Origin of the sequence: Neptuniibacter sp. QD34_54, assembly GCF_047778055.1 — a bacterium.
Classification (GTDB): domain Bacteria; phylum Pseudomonadota; class Gammaproteobacteria; order Pseudomonadales; family Balneatricaceae; genus Neptuniibacter.
Window position 1 is genome coordinate 2,235,767 of the sequence record NZ_CP180546.1, and the last position, 21,768, is coordinate 2,257,534.

Below are 21,768 nucleotides of genomic sequence, written 5' to 3' on the forward strand. Positions count from 1 at the left end.
GCGACCCGCTTGCTAAAATCAATTAAGTAAAGCGTAAAATCAAAATACTGCTTACTTATTCTTACCTTCTGCGAACAATGCATCCAACTTCTGCTCGAAGTCGTGATAATTCAAGAAATCGTAAAGTTCCATACGTGTTTGCATGGTATCGACAACAGCTTTTTGATCACCATCTTTTAGAAGATGCTCGTAAACATTAAGGGCTGCCTTGTTGGCTGCGCGGAATGCAGACAGTGGGTATAGCACCATACTTGCACCGTGAGCAGCTAGTTCCTCGGTATTAAATAGAGGCGTAGCACCAAACTCAGTAATGTTCGCCAATAGATGAGCGCCATTAATACCATCAGAAAACGCTTTGTAATCATCTAGCGTATGCACTGCTTCTGCGAAGATGCCATCTGCACCAGCCTCTAGACATGCTTGCGCGCGTTCAACCGCAGCATTAAGACCTTCCATCTGGAAAGCATCTGTACGTGCTACAACAAAGAAGTCATCATCAGTTTTTGCATCAACCGCTGCTTTAACGCGATCAACCATCTCTTCAAGCGTAACAATCTCTTTGTTTGGACGGTGACCGCAACGTTTCTGTGCAATCTGATCTTCAATGTGAACCGCTGCTGCACCTGCTTTGGTCATCTCTTTGACTGTGCGTGCAATGTTAAAAGCTCCACCCCATCCCGTATCAATATCAACCATCAGCGGAGTTTCTACTGCGCTGGTAATACGGCTTACATCTGCTAGAACGTCATTCATCGATGTCATGCCTAGGTCAGGCAAACCGTATGAGTGGTTAGCGACACCACCACCAGATAAGTAAATTGCTTTATGACCTACACGTTCAGCCATCATGGCGTGATATGCGTTAGTCGTACCTACAATCTGAAGTGGGTTTGTTTCAGCTAGTGCTTTACGAAAACGTGCACCGGCAGACAGGTTATTGGACATGTTCTTCCCCTCTGGTTTCGGTCGCTGCGTTCAGTTTCTCTTCCACGTTTCGGCGTGCTGCACCTATATGTCGGCGCATGAGCATTTCAGCCAATTCCGGATCACGAGATTCAATCGCGTCTACAATCTGGCGGTGCTCTTTAAGTGCACGTTTTGGTCGTGAACTAGAGACACTGAACTGGTATCTGTACATTCGTACTAAGTGATATAGATCCCCGCCTAAAAATTCGAGCAGCTTCTCATTTTTGCTGCCGTGAACAATGCGGTAGTGAAAATCTAGATCACCCTCTTTTTGGAAATACGATCGGCCCTCTAGCTGTTCGACACTCTGTTCATGCTCATCTAATAGAGCACGCAGGCTATCGATTTCGTCTTGAGGCATATTCTCTGCCGCTAAGCGGCAGGCCATACCTTCAAGTGCTTCGCGGACACGATATATTTCAATAAGTTCTTTTGCCGACAGATTAACAACCCGCGCACCAACATGAGGCTTACGTTCAACCAACCTCAGCGCTTCCAAACGACGCATCGCTTCTCGCAATGGCCCACGGCTAATGCCGTATGTTTTGGCAAGCTCAGGCTCGCTGATCTTCTGACCGGGAGGAATATCCCCCACCACAATCGCAGTTACAATTTGTTCGCAAACGCGATCGGCCAATGTGCGCGTTTCTTGTTGAAACGCTTTATTGTCTGTTTTATCAGTCATAACAACCCTTGATTGAAGATTGTCGACAATCTTGAACTGAGACCAAGATACTCCTGCTAAATTGAGCCGTCAACTCGAAATAGCGAAAAGATTGTCAACACAATACAAAAGTTTAAGGGTTTTACCTTATCACTTCGTAATTATTTGTTAGTTATATAACGCTGTAACTCATCATTCATCACTCGCGCGATCTGGCGCGGCTTTTGAAACGGTAACGAATGATCAGTTCCAGCCATCAAAAAGTAGTGCCAATTGGGCAGACGCTCCGCCAGCTCTCGCTGGTACTGGTGCATAAGATCGACACTGTTACCGCCTATAAAGCTGGTAACATCACCTTGCGCCGCCACTAATTCTTCTCTATCTATCTGCTTAACTGCCTGTGTTACGCAGTCCAAAGCATTGGCAAAACCTTCCGGTCGTGCCCCTAATCTGCTGACAGTTAACTTTTCCACTTGCGGTGAAACCTTACGATTAGGCGAAATCGCATCTAAAAAGTTAACAATGCCCTTCTCTACCTGCACAGAACCTCTGAGATTCAACGCCGCTTCCGAGAATTGATTACGTAGCTCGATGGTGGTTTCCCAGCAAGGACGATCTAGCACCGCTGATTCCAATAGATACTGCTTACCAACACGATCAGAGTGCTGCTGTTTAAACAGCAGCGAGATTAAGCCACCTAGGGAATAACCTGCTAAATCAAACTGCCACCAGCCTAGGTGATCAACTAAGGCATTTAAGTCTGCAACCAGCTCCTGCGCTGCAAAGGGGTGCTCTTTCTTATCGGGGAAATAGGTATCGCCCATGCCTCTCTGGTCAGGCACTAACACCTCAGACCATTGAGTTAAAAATGCAGTGATATGCTCCCAAGTATCAACCCCAGCAACACCTGCGCCATGCAGTAAGACCAGCCTTCTGGAAGGCTTAATATCAGGATTTCGATAGATTCGATAAACAATATGCTGATCAGGCAAAGTAAGGCTTTGCTTATCAACACTAAAAGGATGCTTCATGTAGCAACAATACTCTTAATGCTTTAATAGATTTAATCTCATTCTAGCTGAACAGAGTATCCAAACCAGCATTTTGTCGACAATCTTTGGTATGAACCAAAAACAAACAACGATTTTTAAAGGTTTTCAGTTGTTTTCACTTATTTCGTTGCGACAAAGCCTTTCACATAGACAGTTCCAATGGGGTTACATACAATTCACACACTTCATTCAATAACTAAGAATTAAGCCAGTTCATTGATCACCCAACGTTCTGTTCCGTATTTAGCTAACAGTGAAATTTACTTTGAGCGCCTTCGCCCTCTAGGTAATGCTGTATTTCTTGATAGTGGTCGCCCTAACTGTCCATGGGGACGGTTCGACATCATCGCGGCTGCACCGGTTGAAACCTTGAGCATGAATGCAGATCAACCTGCATTTGATGCACTACAAGATCTGTACAACCGCTATCAAAACCCGCAAGCGAAACAAGCAGACCTGCCTTTCCAAGGCGGTATCATCGGTCACTTTGCTTATGATCTGGGTCGATCCGTTGAAAACATGCCGGCGAAGGCAGAAGATTTTGCATCCCTACCCGACATGCAAGTAGGCATGTACCTATGGGGTTTAGTGGTTGATCACCATAAAGAGCAAGCTTACCTCGTTGCCGATCATCGCGTATCTAAAGAGCAACTCGACCAGATCGAACTGCAACTAACTCGAGCAACAACCTCGCCAAACACTGATTTCCAGCTTGATAAAGCCTTTAGCGCCAATATCACTGAAGCGGAATATCAACAGAAGCTTGAGCAGATAGATAACTACATCCATGCTGGCGACTGTTATCAGGTTAACTTTGCTCAACGCTTTAATAGCAGCTATCAAGGCGACAGCTGGGAAGCCTATAAAAAGCTAAGAACCCATGCGCCAACACCCTATTCTGCTTATATCGATTTGGGTGAGCAGCAAATTCTGTCTCTATCCCCTGAGCAGTTCTTAGAAACTAAAGACGGGGTAGTAACGACTAAGCCGATTAAGGGTACGCGACCACGCTCATCTGATACGGCAGAAGATCAACGCCTGAAGCAAGAGCTTAGCGATTCGCTAAAAGATCGCGCCGAGAATCTTATGATCGTCGATCTGATGCGCAACGATCTTAGTAAGGTCTGTCAGCATAACTCTGTAAAAGTACCTAAGCTCTTCAACATTGAGAGCTACGCCAATGTGCATCACAAAGTCAGCACAGTCACTGGCTACTTAAGTTCCGATTACTCGCCGATTGCTCTACTAAAACATTGCTTCCCTGGTGGCTCTATTACCGGCGCTCCAAAGATAAGAGCAATGGAGATTATCGAGGAACTAGAACCGCATCGTCGTTCTATATACTGCGGGTCTATCGGCTATATCAGCCTATGTGGTCGCATGGATACCAGCATCACCATCCGTACTTTGCTATGCGAAAACAATCAGATTTTCTGCTGGGCTGGCGGCGGCATTGTCGCAGACTCTGTTTCTTCGATGGAGTATCAAGAAACCTTCGACAAAGTGAATAACTTGCTGCAATGCTTGGAAGCGACTATTCCTAACTAGAAGGAGTATATCTATGGCTAAAAATAAGACGCTCAGCAAAGAAAGTGCCCTAGCCATTCTGGATAAAGTGGCTTTGTTCGACGATATGAACCGCAAGGACAAACAGCTGCTTGCTCAGTTCCACTGGTACTTTGTTGCTTATAACACCGGCGACTACCTCACCGATGAAGACTCTTTAGATAAACGCTTTTTTGTTCTGCTTAGCGGCGGTGTAAATGTGTTAAAAGGAACATCTCAGCAGCTTCTTACCCAGCTCTCTCCAGGCGAGATTATCGGCGAGATATCCTTCCTAACAAATGAGCCACGTACCGCCAGTGTCATTGCCAATACAGAGAGCACCGCGCTCGTAATCGACCAAGAATTGCTGGATGAGCTTCCGATAGAAACTAGAGAGAAACTCAAGGATCAATTGATCCTAAAAATGGCTCTACGTTTAAATCGAATGAACAATCGATTCGCACTGAGTCAGACTTAGCTAAATTTAGCCAACAGATCCCAATAGATTGCCTATACTTGAACTGTCGTGTTCCAAAAGGAATTACTATGCAGCGAAGCAGGCTATTATCCATCACATTATTGATGCTCTTTCTGGCTAGCCCTAATGCTGCTGTAGCCGATAAACATCCATCAAAAATCTCAGCTAATGAAAAGCCTATCATTGTATGGGCCAGAACCGATTTTGCTCCCGTATTCATCCTAAAAGGCAAATACAGCAATCAAGGAATCGGCGATGAAGCAATCAAATTATTTAAGAGAAAGTTAAAACATTATCGTCACATCAGTAGCGATATGAGCCTAAAGCGCGCAATGCAGTTAGCTAAAGAGGGACAGACGATCTGCCATGTATCTTTAGTTAATTCGAAAGAAAGACAAAAATTTATGGATTTTAGTCAGCCATTAATGCGTTTGTATGCAAATGGCTTAGTCACCACAAAAGGAAGCCTACATAAATTTGGCGTCAGTGCAGACAAAATCAACCCTGTTAACCTGAACACTTTAACCAAAAAGCCCCTTTCTATTAGTATCCATGATGCAAGAGCCTACTCTGCATACATCGACGAAGTGATTCAAAATAATAAAACTAAGCCCAATAGCATCTTCAAAGTTAAAACAGGTCAAAAAGATCAGGAAAGGCTTATTCAAATGGTCGAGAACCATCGCCTAGATGCGATGATTGGTCGACCAGAAGAAGCGCAGTTCAGCAAGCTACAGCACAATATAAAGGAAGATCTGTATTTCGTACCGCTAGAGGGACAACCCGCAACCAGTATGGGGCACGTAGGCTGTGCAAAAGGAGACTGGAATAAAGCCCTGATAAACACACTCAATCAGATGATCGAGAAAGATGAAGAGTTAAAAGCAACCATCTATGAGTCCTACCAAAAATGGCTACCTTCACAGCTCAGGACTACACGCGAAGCATTTAACTACCCGCTAGTTCCTCAGCCGTAGCAAGATCATTTTCAGCAATAAGATCGCTCATGGAATGAAGCATCAAATCAGCACTGGATGGGAACACATCCTCCAGCTTGAAAGAGATCCTTTCAAACATATCCTGTAGATCCAAAAACGCATCCACAACTGCTGGATCAAAATGAGTACCGCGACCGGAAACAATAACATTAGTCACTCGTTGATGATCTACCGCACTTTTGTAAGGCCTACGAGAGATCATCGCATCATAAACATCAGCCACCGCCATTAAACGCGCGATCAATGGAATGTTTTCGCCTTTCAAGCCTTGCGGATAACCTTCTCCATCCCATCGCTCGTGGTGACTCAAGGTAACTTGCTGAGCTAGCTCCAAGAACTTAACCGCTTTACCGCTGGATGAACTATCCAGCAATTGTTGCGCCGAAGTTACTGCCTGATAACCTAAAACCGTATGAGTTTTCATCACACGATACTCTTCAGCTGTTAATTCACCCGGTTTTTGAAGGATATGATCTGGAATACCCACTTTACCGATATCGTGCAGAGCTGAAGTCTTGTAGTACAGTTCAATGGTCTCTGCATCCAGCTCGTCATGATAAGCAGGATTCTTATAAAGGTGCTCAGCTAATGCTTTTACATAATGCTGAGTTCTAAGAATATGATTCCCGGTAGAATGGTCACGAATTCTAGCAATCGTCGCCAAACATAAGATTGCCGCATCTTGAACGGCCAATAGCTCTGTGACATCAACTAGATCACCAGCAGGTACTGCACTCGTAGGCACACCTGTTCCTGCACGCGATGTAAAGTTCTGCTTGAGTTTAGCCAAGCTGATATAAGTTTTGCACTTGGCATTTACAACCGATGGAAAAAACGGCGGTCTTAAATAATCAGAACATCCTACTTCGATCGCGAACTCACGATAATCTTCCTCCGCATTGTTCCAAACTAAAATGACCGGAACATGCAGGTGCTCATACTGCTGGATAGCCGTAACTAATTCAGATTCGTCATACTGGCCAACAAGGCCATGATCAAGTAACACTAGATCACTATCTACACACACCTCTCTCAAGCAAGAAGATATTTCCAGTTGATAGTCCTCAGACAAAATACCAACCAATTGGTCGGTTAATAGAGAATTAGCACTGATAATCTTTGCCAGAGGCATAGGGTAAACACCTTAAATAAGAGGAAGAATAAATCCGGCGCTTAAACGACGACGGGAAATATATTAACAAAAACTAATAAGAAAGGCTTGGGGAGAATGCCTAATCTACTGCCCAATATAGACTTTTTTTGAGCAGTAGATTAAGTAAGAAAGAGCTTACAGGCTTAGATCGCGGTTACTTGCCTTGATAAATTCTTTCTTCAGATCTTCGTACGTGTGTACTGCTGGGAACTGAGGGAACTCAGCAATTACATTATCAGGCGCGTGGAACAAGATACCCGCTTCTGCTTGCTTAAGCATAGTTGTATCGTTGTAAGAATCGCCCGCAGAGATTACACGGTAGTTCAACAACTGGAACGCACGAACAGACTGACGCTTAGGATCTTTCTGACGCAAAGTGTAATCAGTGATACGGCCATCTTCGTCTACTTCTAGCTTGTGGCAAAGAAGTGCTGGGAAGCCTAGCTGACGCATTAGCGGCTGAGAGAATTCGTAGAAGGTATCAGATAGGATCACAACCTGAAAACGCTCACGCAACCAGTTAACAAACTCAACAGCACCTTCAAGAGGCTCAAGCTTGCTGATTGTTTCCTGAATCTGCGGCAGTTTTAGACCGTGCTCATCAAGAATGCGAAGACGCTGCTGCATTAGCTCGTCGTAACAAGGAATATCACGAGTCGTCGCTTTTAATTCTTCAATACCAGTTTCTTCAGCAAAAGCGATCCAGATTTCTGGGATCAATACCCCTTCAAGGTCAAGACATGCGAGTTCCACGTGTAACTCCTAAATTGTATTTTGGTGTGCTTATTATGTTTGCCTAAGCAATATTCTGGGCGCCAATTTACCCGCAATAGCCCTACCATGCAAGGCGATATTAGGCCTAAAAATTCATACGCCAGCGGGATTCACTACAAACTCACAGACAAAAGAAAACCCGCACTCGGCGGGTTCTCTAAACAAAAAAGCCACTCGGTGGTGAGTGGCTTTTAAAAAATCTTGATCAGATATCTTTCGGCTGAACAGGAATTGCGCGTTTCATACCTGTTAGCACGTTGCGCTGATGAAGCTCTTCATCAGTTGCGCCTACGCCGCCATCTGACTTCGCATTTTCAAAGTAGCAAAGTGTTGGCTGGTGTTCGTCAACTTCTTTGTCGTCCAATTGAACGTAAGAAGCGATGATCAGTAGATCACCTTTACTTGCTTTATGCGCCGCCGCACCATTTACAGAGATAATACCGCTGTTCTCTTCTGCACGGATTGCATAAGTGGTAAAACGCTCACCATTATTGATGTTGTAAATGTGAATTAATTCGTATTCACGAATGCCTGACTTATCAAGCAGTACACCATCAATTGCACATGAACCTTCATAGTGAAGCTCAGCGTGAGTTACTGTTACACGGTGTAGCTTGCACTTTAAGAATGTCTGCAGCATAGACTAAATCCTGCGTTTGCTCATCTTAACCAGGGTTAACCCCGGTTGCCCCCTTTCGCTACTCATCTCAGCTTTTGGCCGAATAAATATGAGTAACACATCAACGCTGTACCTGTTTCTACCCTTTTTAACGGTATGACAGGTAAGCTCGTCCACAAAAAACGGCATTTTAACCAGTATTTTGCGCTGCACATAATACGAAAAACGTCTAAAGGACTGACATTTATGCCCTTCGAGATATATTCGCACTGCACAAAGGGCGGCTATTCTACCACCATCTGGGAAAATATTAAGGGGTTATTGAGCATTCTTTAGCACAAACAGATTTAATACCCGCCCCTCATATAGGACCCAATACTAAAGACATAGCTAAATTAGTGCTATTTATTAGCTTTGCTCAGCTCAAATTGAGCGAAGTTCATCAATAGATTAACTTTCCTCACTCCCTTTCTTAACTAATTGATTTACAATAGCGCTCTTATTCTAGTAGTCGCTGATTTAGGTATTTAACTGTGACCGATAAAACTTTGATTGAAACGCTTTCAGAGAGCCTTAAAAAACGCATTATGATTCTGGATGGTGGTATGGGCACCATGATTCAGGATTACAAGCTTGAAGAAGCGGATTACCGCGGCGAGCGTTTCGCAGACTGGCACATCGAGGTCAAAGGTAATAACGACCTTTTGGTACTGACTAAGCCAGACATCATCAAAGCAATTCACAAAGAATACCTATTGGCCGGTGCTGATATCATCGAGACCAATACCTTCAACGCGACTCAGATCGCTATGGCTGATTACGAGATGGAATCACTCAGCCGTGAGATCAACTTAGAAGCCGCACGTATTGCTCGCGAAGCTTGTGACGAAATTACAGCCGAAACACCGGATCGCCCACGCTATGTAGCAGGTGTGCTTGGCCCAACAAACCGTACTTGTTCCATTTCTCCCGATGTAAACGATCCAGCTTACCGTAACGTTTCCTTCAATGAGCTAGTTGAAGCGTACACAGAATCTATCGACGGTCTGATTGAGGGTGGTTCTGACATCATCCTAATCGAAACTATTTTCGATACTCTAAATGCGAAAGCGGCTATCTACGCAGTAGAAACTTACTTCGAAGAAAACGATATCCGTCTGCCAGTAATGATCTCCGGTACGATCACCGATGCATCCGGTCGTACCCTATCCGGTCAAACGACCGAAGCATTCTGGAACTCCGTTCGCCACGCTAAGCCAATCTCGGTTGGCCTTAACTGTGCGCTAGGTCCTAATGAGCTACGTCAGTATGTAGAAGAACTGTCTCGTATCTCTGAGACTCACGTTTCTGCTCACCCTAACGCAGGTCTACCAAATGCCTTTGGTGGTTACGACGAAACACCTGAGCAGATGGCCGAAGAGATCGGCGAATGGGCGCAGTCCGGTTTCCTAAATATTATCGGTGGCTGCTGCGGTACGACCCCAGCACACATCAAAGCGATTCGTGAAGCAGCCGAAAAAGCTGAGCCACGAAAGCTTCCAGATCTTCCAGTAGAGTGCCGCCTATCGGGCCTTGAGCCAATGAACATTGGCGAAGATACCCTATTCGTTAACGTTGGTGAGCGTACCAACGTTACCGGTTCTGCGATGTTCAAACGTTTGATCAAAGAGCAGGACTACGAGACAGCGCTGGATGTTGCTCGCCAACAGGTTGAGAACGGTGCCCAGATTATCGATATCAACATGGACGAAGGCATGTTGGATGCTCACGCAGCGATGGTTAAATTCCTTAACCTGATCGCATCTGAGCCAGACATCGCTTGCGTACCGATCATGATCGACTCCTCTAAGTGGGATGTAATCGAAGCCGGTCTTCAGTGCATCCAAGGTAAAGGCGTTGTTAACTCGATCAGCCTTAAAGAAGGCGAAGAGAACTTTATCGAGCAAGCGAAAAAGCTTCGCCGCTACGGTGCCGCTGTAGTGGTAATGGCCTTTGATGAAACAGGTCAGGCCGATACTTACGAGCGTAAGATCGAGATCTGTGAACGCTCCTACCGCGTACTTGTCGATAAAGTGGGCTACCCACCAGAAGACATCATCTTCGATCCAAACATCTTTGCCGTAGCAACCGGTATCGAAGAGCACAACAACTACGCAGTCGACTTTATTCAAGCAACAGGCTGGATCAAAAAGAACCTACCTTATGCGAAGATCTCCGGTGGTGTTTCCAACGTATCCTTCTCCTTCCGTGGTAACAACCCGGTGCGTGAAGCGATCCACTGCGTGTTCCTTTACCATGCAATTCAGCAAGGCATGGATATGGGTATCGTTAACGCCGGTCAGTTGGCAATCTACGATGACCTACCAGAAGAACTACGTTTAGCAGTAGAAGACGTTATCCAGAATACGCGTGAAGACGGCACTGAACGCCTACTGGATATTGCTGAGAAATACCGCGGCGATGGTTCGCAACAAGAAGATACTAAAACGCAAGAGTGGCGCGAGTGGGACGTAAATAAACGTCTTGAGCACGCTCTGGTTAAAGGTATCACCGAATTTATCGAAGACGACACCGAAGAAGCCCGTCAAAACCACGACCGCCCACTTCATGTAATTGAAGGCCCATTGATGGACGGTATGAGCGTGGTGGGTGACCTCTTCGGTGCCGGTAAGATGTTCCTACCACAGGTAGTAAAATCTGCACGTGTAATGAAGAAAGCCGTTGCCTACCTAATGCCGTTTATCGAAGAAGAGAAAGATGGTGCAAGCAGCTCTAACGGTAAGATTGTACTGGCAACTGTAAAAGGTGACGTACACGATATCGGTAAAAACATCGTCGGTGTAGTACTGCAATGTAACAACTACGAGATCATCGACCTTGGCGTAATGGTGCCAGCAGAAACAATCCTGCGTACTGCACGTGAAGAGAACGCTGATCTAATCGGCCTATCTGGTCTGATCACCCCATCTCTAGATGAGATGGTTCACGTTGCCAAAGAGATGGAACGTCAGGAATTTAATATTCCGCTTCTGATCGGTGGTGCAACTACATCTAAAGCTCACACCTCGGTTAAGATCGATCCAGTATTCCACCGCGATCAAGTGGTACACGTAACTAACGCTTCTCGTGCAGTAAACGTTGCCTCTAACCTACTAGGCGAGAAGAAAGCCGGTTACGTAAAAGAGATTCAAGAAGAGTACCAAGCGGTACGTGATCGTCATGCTGCCCGTATGAATGACAAGCGTCGTGTCACACTTGAAGCTGCGCGTGAAAACAAATACCAAATCGAGTGGGATAACTACACTCCACCAGCACCGCTAAAACCGGGCATTCATGTATTTGATGATATTGCCCTAAGCGATATTCAAGAGTACTTCGACTGGACGCCATTCTTCCACTCGTGGGAACTAGCCGGTCGTTACCCTCGCATCTTGAATGATGAGATCATCGGTGAAGAAGCGACTCGCCTATTTGCAGATGCTCAAGCGATGCTAAAAGACTTGGTTGATCAGAAACTACTAACCGCTAAAGCGGTTGTTGGAATCTTCCCAGCAAACAGCGTCAACCACGACGATATTGAGCTATACACAGATGAAAGCCGCAGCGAAGTACTGATGCAGCTACATCACCTACGTCAGCAAACTGAAAAAGTCGCTGGCAAAGCCAATATGTGTCTAACCGACTTCGTAGCGCCAAAAGAAACTGGCAAGCAAGATTACCTTGGTGCCTTTGCGGTCACTGCAGGTCATGGCTGTGATGAATTGGTAGAGAAATACGAAGCGGACCACGATGACTACAACTCCATCATGGTAAAAGCCTTGGCAGACCGTTTTGCAGAAGCCCTAGCTGAGATGATGCACGATAAAGTGCGTAAAGAGATCTGGGGTTACGCATCTGACGAGCGGCTATCCAACGAAGACCTGATCGCCGAGAAATACAAAGGCATCCGCCCTGCTCCAGGTTACCCTGCGTGCCCAGAGCACACAGAGAAAGGCCTACTTTGGGAACTGCTAGACGTTGAGAAGAACACTGGCATGACCATTACCGACTCTTACGCAATGCTGCCAACCGCAGCAGTAAGCGGCTTCTACTTCAGCCACCCTGAATCACAATACTTCGGTGTTGCGAAAATCAGTGAAGACCAAGTAGAAAGCTATGCGAAGCGTAAAGGTATGGAGATGAAAGAAGCTGAACGTTGGTTGGCACCAAACTTGGGCTATGAGCCTGAGGAGGGGTAACTTAGGACGGCTTCGCCTAGAGGACGCCTTCGGCTAGAGATCGCTTCGCTTTTAGAACGCCACTTCGTGGCTGTTAGAAAAAGCAAAAAACCGAACCTTTGGGGTTCGGTTTTTTTATGCTTAAGCCTTGTAGGAAAGGCCAATTAATCAACACAACACTCCTCTTACATTTGAAGTTTTAACAGAACTAAAACATAGCTGTAAGAAGCTCAATTCAAACATAAGTTAAAGCAGATAATTTTACTGTTTTTACATACAGCATTTAATACGTTCGTAGGTTGTGTAAGGATAGTAAGTCAAATTGACGCTTTTTCCCAAAAGCCTACGAAAGCTAAACAAGGAAAGTTTATGAAAATCAGAATATTGCCCGCCCTTTCTAATTCCATATCTTGGAGATATATGTCAATTTGACGCGTTTAAACACGTCAAATTGACATATATTTAGCTGTTATGCATATTGAGGATTGTAGTGTTTAATCGTATCTTCCAAGATTGTTCTGGCAGTATCGACCAATTAGAGGGGAGCGTTGTATCGGCGCTTTATACTTTGGATGACGCAAATACTGGCAATATCTTTCTTATCTGGCTCCAAGTAGCTCCATCAAATAAATGGTATCGAATTTTTATCGATGGCTGGTACTGTGGAATAGATGCATATGAAGAGTGTATGGTAGAGGATGATAAGGACGATGATGTCCTAGTTCAAAATTTAACTTCGGAATACGAAAATCAAAGCATTGTGACGGTTCAAGTTAGTGACCCCAGAAAGCCTAATTATCATATTGTTCTTTCTATACAGTTTCAGACCTCGAGTATTGAGCTTGTTTGTAAGGCAGTTGATGGTGATTGTGTGCTGGTGAAAAATGCATAACAAACGGTTGAAAATCCGACGTCCAACACTCCGCTGCCTTTGTGTTGTTCGCTTCGCTCTTAAGTTAACACAAAGGCAGCTACATATTGGTCGCGCCTTAACCGGGCGTTATAAGTAAGGTGCCCATGGAAGTGGATTTTGAAGCGAGTTGGAAAGATTTTCGTTTAAGAAGGAATCTATTCTATGCATCCTGGGTAGGTTGGCTGTTTATAGGCCCTTTATTAAACTTTGTTCTGAACTCATTATTTGGTTTAGCCTATTCTGGATTATTAGCCCTTGCTATTTGGGCTCCATTTTTTTGGTTTACTGGATATCGGTTAATGAACTTCAAATGTCCAAGCTGCCAATCCAAGTATTCTAATTTTAGTTCGCCGCTAGTAGGCAATAAGTGCTCAAATTGCGGCCTCCCCAAATGGGCTACACATAAGTAGCTTATAACAAGAACAGGCATCCAACGCGCGATGTGCGCAATTGCTTTGAGCGTTATGTGTAATTAACAAATGATTATGCCGACTGAAAGTGAAGTGAAGAAAATTAAAGGGGTCAAAGCCCTTTTTAGCTCCCTAATCTAAATCTAATTCCTAGCTTACTCATTCCCTCTCCTCCCAATAGCCGGGCCTTTTACGATTATGCATAACAGCCAACACCAAAATGACTTCTGTAGATGGGGTATAGATGACAGAAAAAGGAAATTTATTTAGGAGGAAACGACGTGTTCTTGCACTAAAAGCAGGCCACGTATTTGGTTGTTTTCGGATAAGCTTAAATGAATATTCAAGCTCGATAAGAAAGTCATCGCCTAACCCTTGGGCTTGCTCTTCATACCATTGGTATGCAGTTCTGACTTCTTGGCTCACATCCGGGTGAAATTTGATATCTGGCATCCTAGCCCTTTACTTTACCTGCTGTTTTATCTCTTCCCAAGATATAGCTTTAGCTTCGCCAGATAACAAAGCATCATGCCGCTTTTCAGCTAATTCTTTCCAAGCTTGCTCAGCATCGTCATCTTGTGCTGAATCCAGTGATTCAATCAGACGATGAGCCACAAGCGCCTTCTCCTTTGGGGACAAGGAGTCTATTTCATCAATAACTCTTTCGAATGCAGCTGACATAGAGCCTCCGATAAATTTCTGCTCTCAGTCTAGCATTTGAGGATATTCAAAGCACATAGCAAAATATATTTAACAGGTCGGCTGCGGCTAGGAAAAACCATTGCTCCAATCCCCCCTTTAAAAATCTGACTCCCATTTACCAAAAGCTCACCTTCTCGGATTTATTTAATGCTTGTTTTATTGATCTGCTCAATGGTTTTAAACCATGCAGAAAGTTAAATTTGTTAATCATATATTTCTATTTCGTGACGAACGGAACACTTCGGGGCTACATGATAATTCCTGAAAATTCGTCCATTAAGGTGAAAACCTGAGGAGTAAAACGGAAGTGGATATCAACCAACTCGACAAACTAGAGCAGGCTACACTCTTCGGCAGACCAGAAATCGTCAGGCTGGGCTACGCAGTCCTCTTTATTGTAGGGGTCATTATGTACAGTTACTCGACAGTGGGTAACGTTCCAAACGGAATAATGCTTGTTGCTGCGGCCATGATAGGTGGCTATATGGCGATGAATATCGGTGCTAATGATGTGGCAAACAACGTAGGTCCAGCCGTTGGTTCCAAGGCTTTATCATTGACTGGCGCCATTATCATTGCTGCAGTTTTCGAAGCAGCCGGGGCTTTATTGGCCGGTGGTGATGTCGTTAGTACCATCAAAAAAGGGATCATCAATCCTGAAATAATTCAGGATGCGGATACATTTATCTGGCTAATGATGGCCGCCCTTCTCTCTGCGGCAATATGGCTTAATATCGCCACTTCATTAGGTGCGCCGGTCTCTACTACTCACTCCATTGTAGGTGGCGTGTTAGGTGCCGGTATGGCTGCCGGTGGCGTTGCTGTCGCCAACTGGGACAAAATGGGCATGATTGCCGCCAGTTGGGTTATCTCCCCTGTAATGGGTGGTGTGATAGCTGCGTCTTTCCTAATGCTCATCAAAAAGAACATTACTTATCAAAGCGACATGATTGCCGCGGCCAAAAAATGGGTACCTATTTTAGTTACTGTCATGGCTTGGGCGTTCTCTACTTACTTGGCTCTGAAAGGTCTGAAGAAAATCTGGAAACTAGACTTTACCACTGCCGCATTAATTGGCGCTTTAGCGGCTGCCGTTGTTTATGTGATTGTAAAACCCATGATTAGATCTGCGGCCGATAAACTTGAGAACACTAAAGATTCCGTTAACTCTTTATTCACAATCCCATTAATCTTTGCCGCGGCACTGTTGAGCTTTGCTCATGGTGCGAATGACGTTGCCAATGCGGTTGGTCCGCTTGCCGCGATAAATGATGCCATTATGAGCGGTGAAGTATCTGCCAAGGCTAGCATTCCAATATGGGTAATGATGATTGGTGCCCTTGGTATCGCGCTCGGCTTAGCCTTATACGGTCCAAAATTGATCAAAACGGTGGGTTCTGAAATCACTGAACTTAACCAGATGCGCGCTTTCTCTATCGCAATGGCAGCAGCGATTACCGTAATCATAGCTTCCCAGCTAGGGCTGCCAGTATCTTCAACCCATATTGCCGTTGGTGGTGTTTTCGGTGTTGGCTTCTTGCGTGAGTATTTGAAAGCCAACTATGCGAAGAAAATCGCAGAGATACACGCACATCATCCAGAAGAGGATGAAGAGAAAGTTCAGCAGTTCATCGAAACATTCGAGAATGCGAGCATCGAAGAAAAAGGCCTACTGCTCAAACAGCTAAAAGAGCACAAAGCGTCTGCTGAGCTGAACAAGAAAGAGCGCAAAAATCTGAAGAAAATCTACCGTACAGAGTTAGTTAAACGTTCGGCATTGTTAAAAATCGCTGCGGCCTGGGTCATCACCGTCCCTGCGGCAGGCATCATGGCAGCCATTCTTTTCTTCACATTACGAGGAATGATGCTAGAAATATAGATATAGCCTATTTTTCAATAAGTTAAATCCTAATTGTAATTCTACCTTTTAGACTGGTTATATTTTAAAAATCGAAAGGGGCAACTCTCGTAAATGTTCAGGAAGATAATTTTATTCACCATGCTTGCGATTTTGGCTTGGGGTTTCTGGATCAGTCCAAACTTCAAGGAAATTGCTGCCGGCGTTGCTATTTTCCTTTTCGGGATGCTTGCCCTTGAAGAAGGCTTCAAATCCTTCACTGGCGGAGTGTTGGAGCGAATACTACGTAAAACGACCGATGGCCCATGGAAATCACTAACATTTGGTGTGGTCAGCACCTCTGTTATGCAATCCAGCTCATTGGTTTCGGTTATTACTATCTCTTTCTTGAGTGCCGGTCTTATTGGCTTAGCCGCCGGAATCGGAATAATTTTTGGTGCTAACCTTGGCACTACCACCGGTGCTTGGCTAATTGCCGGCTTGGGGATGAAGGTAAAGATTTCTGCCTACGCTATGCCAATGCTGGTATTCGGAGTTATTCTGATTTTCCAGAAATCGAGAACGATGAACGGCATCGGCTATATTCTTGCGGGGCTCGGTTTCCTATTCCTCGGCATCCACCATATGAAAGAGGGTTTTGAGGCCTTTCGCGATACCATTGATCTAACAGCTTTTGCAGTTTCGGGTTATGCCGGGATTATGCTTTTCACCCTAATCGGGGTAGCCGCGACTGTGATTATGCAGTCCAGTCATGCAACCTTGGTAATCATAATTACCGCGCTGGCGGCACAGCAGATCACTTATGAAAACGCTTTGGCCTTAGCCATCGGTGCCAATATAGGTACCACTATCACGGCTATAATCGGCTCGATGAGTGCCAATGTGCAGGGTAAACGTCTTGCTGTAGCCCACTTGATATTTAACATGGTCACTGCGTTCATCGCCATTGTGTTTATCTACCAGATTGCCAATCTTGTAGATGGGTTCAGTGCTTGGGTTGGTATTGCCGCAGATGATTACACTTTGAAGCTGGCCGTATTTCACACCATTTTCAATGCAATCGGTGTGGTTGCGATGATGCCTTTCATCGAGAAACTGGCCAACTCTTTGATTAAAGCTATGCCTGAAACAGTGCAGCCCAGAGAAAAACCTATCTACCTCAATGAGGCAGTTGAAGAGCTACCAGACACAGCGATAGAGGCGGTGCGTAAAGAGACGTTGAGATTGTATGACAATGCATTCGCCATTCTCGCCCACGGCTTGAGTTTACATCGAGATGATATTTTGTCGGATAAAGATCTTGAAGATGTCGTCAGGCAAGACAATCACGTGATTCCAATCGATTTTGACGACGAGTACGAAAAGAGTATCAAAGGCCTCTACAGTGACATCGTAAAGTTCATCAGTAGCGCGCAATCGAATATGACCCCGGAACAAAGTGATGAGTTATTCAGGCTGCGCGCCGCAGGACGCGACATTGTGGAAGCAATTAAAGATACCAAACACATGAACAAAAACCTTTCACAATACATTCTCTCCCCAAACTGCCATATCCGAGCAGAATACAACAAGTTCCGTATTCAACTGGGTAAACTGATGCGTGAACTGGATAATATTCGCAATGATGATGAAGATGCTTCAAACATTCTTTCTCTAGATAATCTAAAGCTTGATATGAAAGCAAATGACGTGACTGTAAACGGTGAGATGGAAAGGCTGATTCGCGACAAAAAAATCACTGCAGTCATGGCAACATCAATGATGAATGACGCCAACTATGCTTATGGTGTTGCCAAAAACCTGATCCAGATGGGTGAGTCCCTATTCGCTAGCGGAAATTTGGATATGAATGAGGCAGTGCGCAGCGTGGCACTTAACGATGATGAAGTTGCCGAAATTCTCGAAGATAACAAATAACATCTCAGCATGGATTGATTGGAGTTAAGATTGTGAAACTGCTTAAGCTTTTAGAAATCACCCAAGAATATCTCAACGATGAGAAGCTGAAAAAGGGTGAACGAAAGAGATGCCTTAAGGACATCCAGCAAAAGTTAAAAAAGAAAAAGAAACAACTAAAAGAAAAAATTGCTGATGAACAAGATGAAACAGAAAGAAACCTCCTGAGTAAGAAACTCGATATAGTCACGGCTCAACGCAAAAAAGTCATTGCAGCGCTTAAGGAGCAAGATTAAGGCATTAAAGGAGTATGCCTGTCTCAAAAATCCAGCTAAACACTAACCACTATCAGTAGTTATAGCTACGGTCACTAGATACAGAAGCCCCTATTCTTCTCAGCCACCTTCGTATAGTATCCGCCCATCAATTAGACGATGAAAATCACGTCTCAATAGCGAGCCTACTCACTAGGGTTTGGTTAGCTGCCTTCTTTCCACACTTAAATGACGCAATCGAAATGCCTGATATCACGATAGTAACGCACAGCGGTAATTTTCATGCAGATGATGTTTTTAGTATCGCTGCGCTTAGAGCTGTTTTTCCCTCTTTTAAGCTAATCCGTACACGTGATGAAGAGCTTATCCGTCAGGCTGATATTGTGGTTGATGTTGGTGGTGAATATGAGCCTGACTCAGGTCGGTTTGATCATCACCAACGCGGTGGTGCCGGTGAGCGTGAGAACGGTATTCCCTACTCCTCATTTGGATTGATTTGGCAGAAATATGGCGTTGAGATTTGCCAAGGCAATGCTGAAGTCGCTCAAGCGGTGGATGCGGATTTGGTTTCTGCCATTGATGCGATCGATTGTGGTTATGGTGATGGCGTTGCAAAAGGGGTGAGTCTGAGCCAAACAATCTCTATGTTTAACCCAACTTGGCAAGAAGATACGCATTTCGATGAGGGCTTTGATGAAGCGGTAGATTTTGCATCGCGTGTTTTAAACCGCTTTATTGCATCGGCTGACGGCGGGATCAGCGCCAAAGATATCGTCGCTAAAGCTATAGAGGATGCTGAAGACCCTCGAGTGATTGTGTTAGAGCAGTACACACCTTGGAAAAGAACCGTACACGCCCTATCAAAAGAGGCTTTGTATATCGTCTATCCGTCCGATACAGGTCAGTGGCGTATTCAGGCCATTCCAGTTAAACCCGGCTCTTTTGAGGATAAAAAATCACTGCCTAAAGCATGGGCTGGGTTATCCGGTAAAGCACTGCAAGATGAGACAGGCATAAGCGATGCCATGTTCTGTCATAACGGACTATTTATCGCAGGCTGCGAGTCCTTTGACAGCACAATGAAAATGGCAGAATTAGCTCTGGCAGAATAGATCATCAAAGGGAACTGGCTTAATTAGCGCAGTTCCCTTAATTCACCCCACTCTTAGAAAGCTAAGTAAGGATAATTAGGATCAAATAAAAGCTGCTTTCTGCTCACCCAATTCTGATCCAAACAGATTCAACCCGCGTAAATAGTGCTTAACCAGTCAATAGAAGCCGGTGATGCATGAAAACCACTCCTGATTCATCAAGTACAAACAAGCCCTCCTCCAACAACAGACTTCCATGCAGAGGCTGTCGAAAAACATGTAAGCATTATCACACTTGTGAAGGGAAGCCTTGGAGGCTTAATAAAGCTCAATTCTGAACTTAGTTTAGTTGTACATATAACCCAACATTGACAGGAAATATGATGAAGTCACTCGTCATTGTGGCCCACGGTAGTAGACGTGAACGTTCTAACAACGAAGTACTTGAGCTAACGGCCTCTCTCCAGAACAAGATTGAAAATGAATACCCGATTATCGAGACCGCATTCCTAGAATTAGCGCGCCCTTCGATAGAGGAAGCAATAGATAAGTGCATCCAACAAGGATCGACTGACATAAAAATACTGCCCTACTTTTTATCCGCCGGTATACACGTTCATGAAGATATCCCTCAAGAAGCCGAGAGAGCATCTATGAGGAATAAAAATATCAATGTTGAGGTGCTTCCACACCTTGGAAGCTCGCTAATGATGCTTGGGTTACTAGAACAGGTACTTGTTACACACGACACTGTAGACAGCGCTATGGCTAGTTAAGACAACCCTTTTCTAATAACCCATTAATGCATATACGGAGTCCGAGCCCCTTATAATCTGCTAGTTAGATTGAGTATGCTGAAGCTTTTGGAGCAACGCTTTTTTGAACTCTGCTTACTTGGAATCCAAGATCTCATTTTCTTCACGAAATCTATCAAATGCTTCAACCTCATTTGAATCTAACTTGTTATCAAATCCATGCATTAAGCAACGCATGTTTCGGTGACTAGTTGTTGCCATAATAGACTTTATTCATCGCGTATAATCTAGGAACCCACCGATAACCCAACCTACCGGACTTTTGATGAACACTCAGTTTCCCACCGATAGATGAAGCTGAATATAAATCAGAATTCACCCTAATTTCTTGTCTCTGATTGTTTCCATCCCAACCTTCTGTGCGTAGGTAATATTTTTGATTATTGTTAGTTGTAACTTCTCTTTTGTTCAAAATATTCACATAGAAAACTTCAGCCTCAGATTCATCATATGCGCGATTAATATGTTCAAGCTGGGTGTAAGACATTAGGAATGATCCAACTCCCCCGATTAAAATTATTTCTGACAATACCAAATGAAATCCTGATTTTTTGCCTAACGTCAATATCGTCAATACAGCTAACAATAGAACTCCTACACTTCCAAAAATGAAGGTGTGAAGATATAACCAAAATGGCTCAACTATTATATTTTCATAGGACGAAGGCATTGATATATATTGAACAGAGCCAACAATTACCAATGCAGAACTAATACCCAATAACAAACCTGCAATATACTTTTTAAGCTTTTTATAAAACGAGTTTAAACATATGGGTACTTGATGGATTTCTTCGGCCAACTGTTCTAAAAGAGGAATTAGCTTTGGCGCCAATTCTTAGACATCATGCTGATCAAACTTACCATGAGTTCCGAATTCAACCGAGAGGCAGCCTGCACCATGTCTAATTTTTTCAACGAATAACTTATTTCCGTCAGGGCAAGCAAAGATTTCTAGAATTAAAGAAGTAAGTTTAGGGCAATCGGATAGTTTCTTAAGTAAACTGATATTATCTGAGACTATAAAAACAAGATCATCAAACTTTGAATCACCAACTTTATATTTATAAGTAAGGCCTACCCGCTTAAAAAACCTATCTTCGGAGCTCTCTCTTTTGAAGGAATAGTCATAGCCTTCATTAGCCTTAATACCAAACAAAGCCCCTGTATATTTAGTACCATTACCAGGATTCAATATTTTAAGCTTATATACAGTATCCTCAAATTTATGAAATTTCCCTTCCCACATCGAGGTTAGTTGAGCAAAAGCGAATAAAGCTGACAAACAAAATACGGCAAAAACTCCTAAATAAAACAACATAATTCACGTTCCATCGTAATT

The 21,768-nt window shown here is 44.1% G+C and carries 20 protein-coding genes; 10 read left to right on the forward strand and 10 right to left on the reverse strand.

Annotated features, from left to right (window positions below; translation table 11 throughout):
• Positions 1 to 51: 51 nt before the first annotated feature.
• The 3 genes from prpB to ACMXYP_RS10165 all read right to left on the reverse strand — a co-directional run bounded on the left by prpB (position 52) and on the right by ACMXYP_RS10165 (position 2,661).
• On the reverse strand, positions 52 to 945 hold the full coding sequence (gene prpB / locus ACMXYP_RS10155) for a methylisocitrate lyase (protein ID WP_415881526.1): 894 nt from the start codon (positions 943 to 945) through the stop codon (positions 52 to 54).
• Positions 935 to 1,651, reverse strand: a complete 717-nt coding sequence (locus ACMXYP_RS10160) for a GntR family transcriptional regulator (RefSeq protein ID WP_415881527.1) — start codon at positions 1,649 to 1,651, stop codon at positions 935 to 937. Before ACMXYP_RS10160 ends, prpB begins: the two co-directional genes overlap by 11 nt.
• 140 nt (positions 1,652 to 1,791) lie before the next feature.
• Positions 1,792 to 2,661: an alpha/beta fold hydrolase gene (locus ACMXYP_RS10165; RefSeq protein WP_415881528.1), complete on the reverse strand. Its 870-nt coding sequence runs from the start codon at positions 2,659 to 2,661 to the stop codon at positions 1,792 to 1,794.
• A 237-nt stretch (positions 2,662 to 2,898) separates the two neighbouring features.
• Between ACMXYP_RS10165 and pabB the strand changes: the two genes are divergently transcribed.
• The 3 genes from pabB (at position 2,899) to ACMXYP_RS10180 (ending at position 5,682) form a co-directional block, all read left to right on the forward strand.
• The gene (pabB, locus tag ACMXYP_RS10170; protein ID WP_415881529.1) at positions 2,899 to 4,230 is read left to right on the forward strand and encodes an aminodeoxychorismate synthase component I; all 1,332 of its coding nucleotides are present in this window, start codon (positions 2,899 to 2,901) and stop codon (positions 4,228 to 4,230) included.
• A 13-nt stretch (positions 4,231 to 4,243) separates the two neighbouring features.
• Positions 4,244 to 4,705, forward strand: coding sequence for a cyclic nucleotide-binding domain-containing protein (locus ACMXYP_RS10175; protein WP_415881530.1), 462 nt, complete (start codon positions 4,244 to 4,246; stop codon positions 4,703 to 4,705).
• Positions 4,706 to 4,773: 68 nt separating this feature from the next.
• Positions 4,774 to 5,682: a TIGR02285 family protein gene (locus tag ACMXYP_RS10180; protein WP_415881531.1), complete on the forward strand. Its 909-nt coding sequence runs from the start codon at positions 4,774 to 4,776 to the stop codon at positions 5,680 to 5,682.
• On the opposite strand, the gene ACMXYP_RS10185 is transcribed toward ACMXYP_RS10180, so the two are convergent.
• The 3 genes from ACMXYP_RS10185 to panD all read right to left on the reverse strand — a co-directional run bounded on the left by ACMXYP_RS10185 (position 5,654) and on the right by panD (position 8,270).
• Positions 5,654 to 6,835 carry an HD domain-containing phosphohydrolase gene (locus tag ACMXYP_RS10185; RefSeq protein WP_415881532.1) on the reverse strand — a complete coding sequence of 394 codons (1,182 nt, stop codon included), beginning with the start codon at positions 6,833 to 6,835 and terminating at the stop codon, positions 5,654 to 5,656. The genes ACMXYP_RS10180 and ACMXYP_RS10185 overlap by 29 nt on opposite strands.
• Positions 6,836 to 6,991: 156 nt before the next feature.
• A complete protein-coding gene (gene thrH, locus ACMXYP_RS10190) occupies positions 6,992 to 7,609 on the reverse strand; it encodes a bifunctional phosphoserine phosphatase/homoserine phosphotransferase ThrH (RefSeq protein ID WP_415881533.1) in 618 nt (205 codons plus the stop codon).
• Positions 7,610 to 7,835: 226 nt separating this feature from the next.
• Positions 7,836 to 8,270, reverse strand: a complete 435-nt coding sequence (gene panD / locus ACMXYP_RS10195; protein WP_415881534.1) for an aspartate 1-decarboxylase — start codon at positions 8,268 to 8,270, stop codon at positions 7,836 to 7,838.
• Between the two features lie 566 nt (positions 8,271 to 8,836).
• Between panD and metH the strand changes: the two genes are divergently transcribed.
• A complete protein-coding gene (metH, locus tag ACMXYP_RS10200) occupies positions 8,837 to 12,487 on the forward strand; it encodes a methionine synthase (RefSeq protein ID WP_415884662.1) in 3,651 nt (1,216 codons plus the stop codon).
• Between the two features lie 469 nt (positions 12,488 to 12,956).
• Entirely contained in the window at positions 12,957 to 13,358 is a 402-nt protein-coding gene (locus tag ACMXYP_RS10205) for a hypothetical protein (protein WP_415881535.1), read from the forward strand.
• A gap of 590 nt (positions 13,359 to 13,948) precedes the next feature.
• Here ACMXYP_RS10205 and ACMXYP_RS10210 read toward each other — a convergent pair.
• Both ACMXYP_RS10210 and ACMXYP_RS10215 read right to left on the reverse strand, forming a co-directional pair.
• Positions 13,949 to 14,242 (reverse strand): type II toxin-antitoxin system RelE/ParE family toxin, encoded by a 294-nt coding sequence (locus ACMXYP_RS10210; protein ID WP_415881536.1) that lies wholly within the window; start codon positions 14,240 to 14,242, stop codon positions 13,949 to 13,951.
• A gap of 9 nt (positions 14,243 to 14,251) precedes the next feature.
• Positions 14,252 to 14,470, reverse strand: a complete 219-nt coding sequence (locus ACMXYP_RS10215) for an addiction module protein (RefSeq protein WP_415881537.1) — start codon at positions 14,468 to 14,470, stop codon at positions 14,252 to 14,254.
• Between the two features lie 328 nt (positions 14,471 to 14,798).
• Here ACMXYP_RS10215 and ACMXYP_RS10220 point away from each other — a divergent pair, with 328 nt between their 5' ends.
• The 5 genes from ACMXYP_RS10220 to ACMXYP_RS10240 all read left to right on the forward strand — a co-directional run bounded on the left by ACMXYP_RS10220 (position 14,799) and on the right by ACMXYP_RS10240 (position 20,387).
• A complete protein-coding gene (locus ACMXYP_RS10220; RefSeq protein ID WP_415881538.1) occupies positions 14,799 to 16,370 on the forward strand; it encodes an inorganic phosphate transporter in 1,572 nt (523 codons plus the stop codon).
• A 93-nt stretch (positions 16,371 to 16,463) separates the two neighbouring features.
• Positions 16,464 to 18,266, forward strand: coding sequence for a Na/Pi cotransporter family protein (locus ACMXYP_RS10225; RefSeq protein ID WP_415881539.1), 1,803 nt, complete (start codon positions 16,464 to 16,466; stop codon positions 18,264 to 18,266).
• Positions 18,267 to 18,298: 32 nt separating this feature from the next.
• On the forward strand, positions 18,299 to 18,541 hold the full coding sequence (locus ACMXYP_RS10230; protein ID WP_415881540.1) for a hypothetical protein: 243 nt from the start codon (positions 18,299 to 18,301) through the stop codon (positions 18,539 to 18,541).
• 221 nt (positions 18,542 to 18,762) lie between these two features.
• Complete coding sequence (locus ACMXYP_RS10235; protein WP_415881541.1) at positions 18,763 to 19,632, forward strand: MYG1 family protein; 870 nt, start codon at positions 18,763 to 18,765, stop codon at positions 19,630 to 19,632.
• Positions 19,633 to 19,994: 362 nt separating this feature from the next.
• A complete protein-coding gene (locus ACMXYP_RS10240) occupies positions 19,995 to 20,387 on the forward strand; it encodes a sirohydrochlorin chelatase (RefSeq protein ID WP_415881542.1) in 393 nt (130 codons plus the stop codon).
• A gap of 226 nt (positions 20,388 to 20,613) precedes the next feature.
• Here the strand turns inward: ACMXYP_RS10240 and ACMXYP_RS10245 are convergent, their stop codons facing one another.
• Together ACMXYP_RS10245 and ACMXYP_RS10250 are read right to left on the reverse strand one after the other, a co-directional pair.
• Positions 20,614 to 21,261 carry a hypothetical protein gene (locus tag ACMXYP_RS10245; protein ID WP_415881543.1) on the reverse strand — a complete coding sequence of 216 codons (648 nt, stop codon included), beginning with the start codon at positions 21,259 to 21,261 and terminating at the stop codon, positions 20,614 to 20,616.
• A 3-nt stretch (positions 21,262 to 21,264) separates the two neighbouring features.
• Complete coding sequence (locus tag ACMXYP_RS10250; protein ID WP_415881544.1) at positions 21,265 to 21,747, reverse strand: hypothetical protein; 483 nt, start codon at positions 21,745 to 21,747, stop codon at positions 21,265 to 21,267.
• Positions 21,748 to 21,768: the final 21 nt, after the last annotated feature.

Excerpts from the sequence above, each read along its gene's own strand:
- ACMXYP_RS10235 (WP_415881541.1), top strand. The coding sequence starts at position 18,763 with ATGCCTGATATCACGATAGTAACGCACAGCGGTAATTTTCATGCAGAT.
- ACMXYP_RS10210 (WP_415881536.1), bottom strand. The coding sequence starts at position 14,242 with ATGCCAGATATCAAATTTCACCCGGATGTGAGCCAAGAAGTCAGAACT.
- ACMXYP_RS10160 (WP_415881527.1), bottom strand. The coding sequence starts at position 1,651 with ATGACTGATAAAACAGACAATAAAGCGTTTCAACAAGAAACGCGCACA.
- ACMXYP_RS10225 (WP_415881539.1), top strand. The coding sequence starts at position 16,464 with ATGTTCAGGAAGATAATTTTATTCACCATGCTTGCGATTTTGGCTTGG.
- ACMXYP_RS10240 (WP_415881542.1), top strand. The coding sequence starts at position 19,995 with ATGAAGTCACTCGTCATTGTGGCCCACGGTAGTAGACGTGAACGTTCT.
- metH (WP_415884662.1), top strand. The coding sequence starts at position 8,837 with ATGATTCTGGATGGTGGTATGGGCACCATGATTCAGGATTACAAGCTT.
- ACMXYP_RS10215 (WP_415881537.1), bottom strand. The coding sequence starts at position 14,470 with ATGTCAGCTGCATTCGAAAGAGTTATTGATGAAATAGACTCCTTGTCC.
- ACMXYP_RS10250 (WP_415881544.1), bottom strand. The coding sequence starts at position 21,747 with ATGTTGTTTTATTTAGGAGTTTTTGCCGTATTTTGTTTGTCAGCTTTA.
- prpB (WP_415881526.1), bottom strand. The coding sequence starts at position 945 with ATGTCCAATAACCTGTCTGCCGGTGCACGTTTTCGTAAAGCACTAGCT.
- ACMXYP_RS10165 (WP_415881528.1), bottom strand. The coding sequence starts at position 2,661 with ATGAAGCATCCTTTTAGTGTTGATAAGCAAAGCCTTACTTTGCCTGAT.
- ACMXYP_RS10185 (WP_415881532.1), bottom strand. The coding sequence starts at position 6,835 with ATGCCTCTGGCAAAGATTATCAGTGCTAATTCTCTATTAACCGACCAA.
- panD (WP_415881534.1), bottom strand. The coding sequence starts at position 8,270 with ATGCTGCAGACATTCTTAAAGTGCAAGCTACACCGTGTAACAGTAACT.
- ACMXYP_RS10175 (WP_415881530.1), top strand. The coding sequence starts at position 4,244 with ATGGCTAAAAATAAGACGCTCAGCAAAGAAAGTGCCCTAGCCATTCTG.
- ACMXYP_RS10180 (WP_415881531.1), top strand. The coding sequence starts at position 4,774 with ATGCAGCGAAGCAGGCTATTATCCATCACATTATTGATGCTCTTTCTG.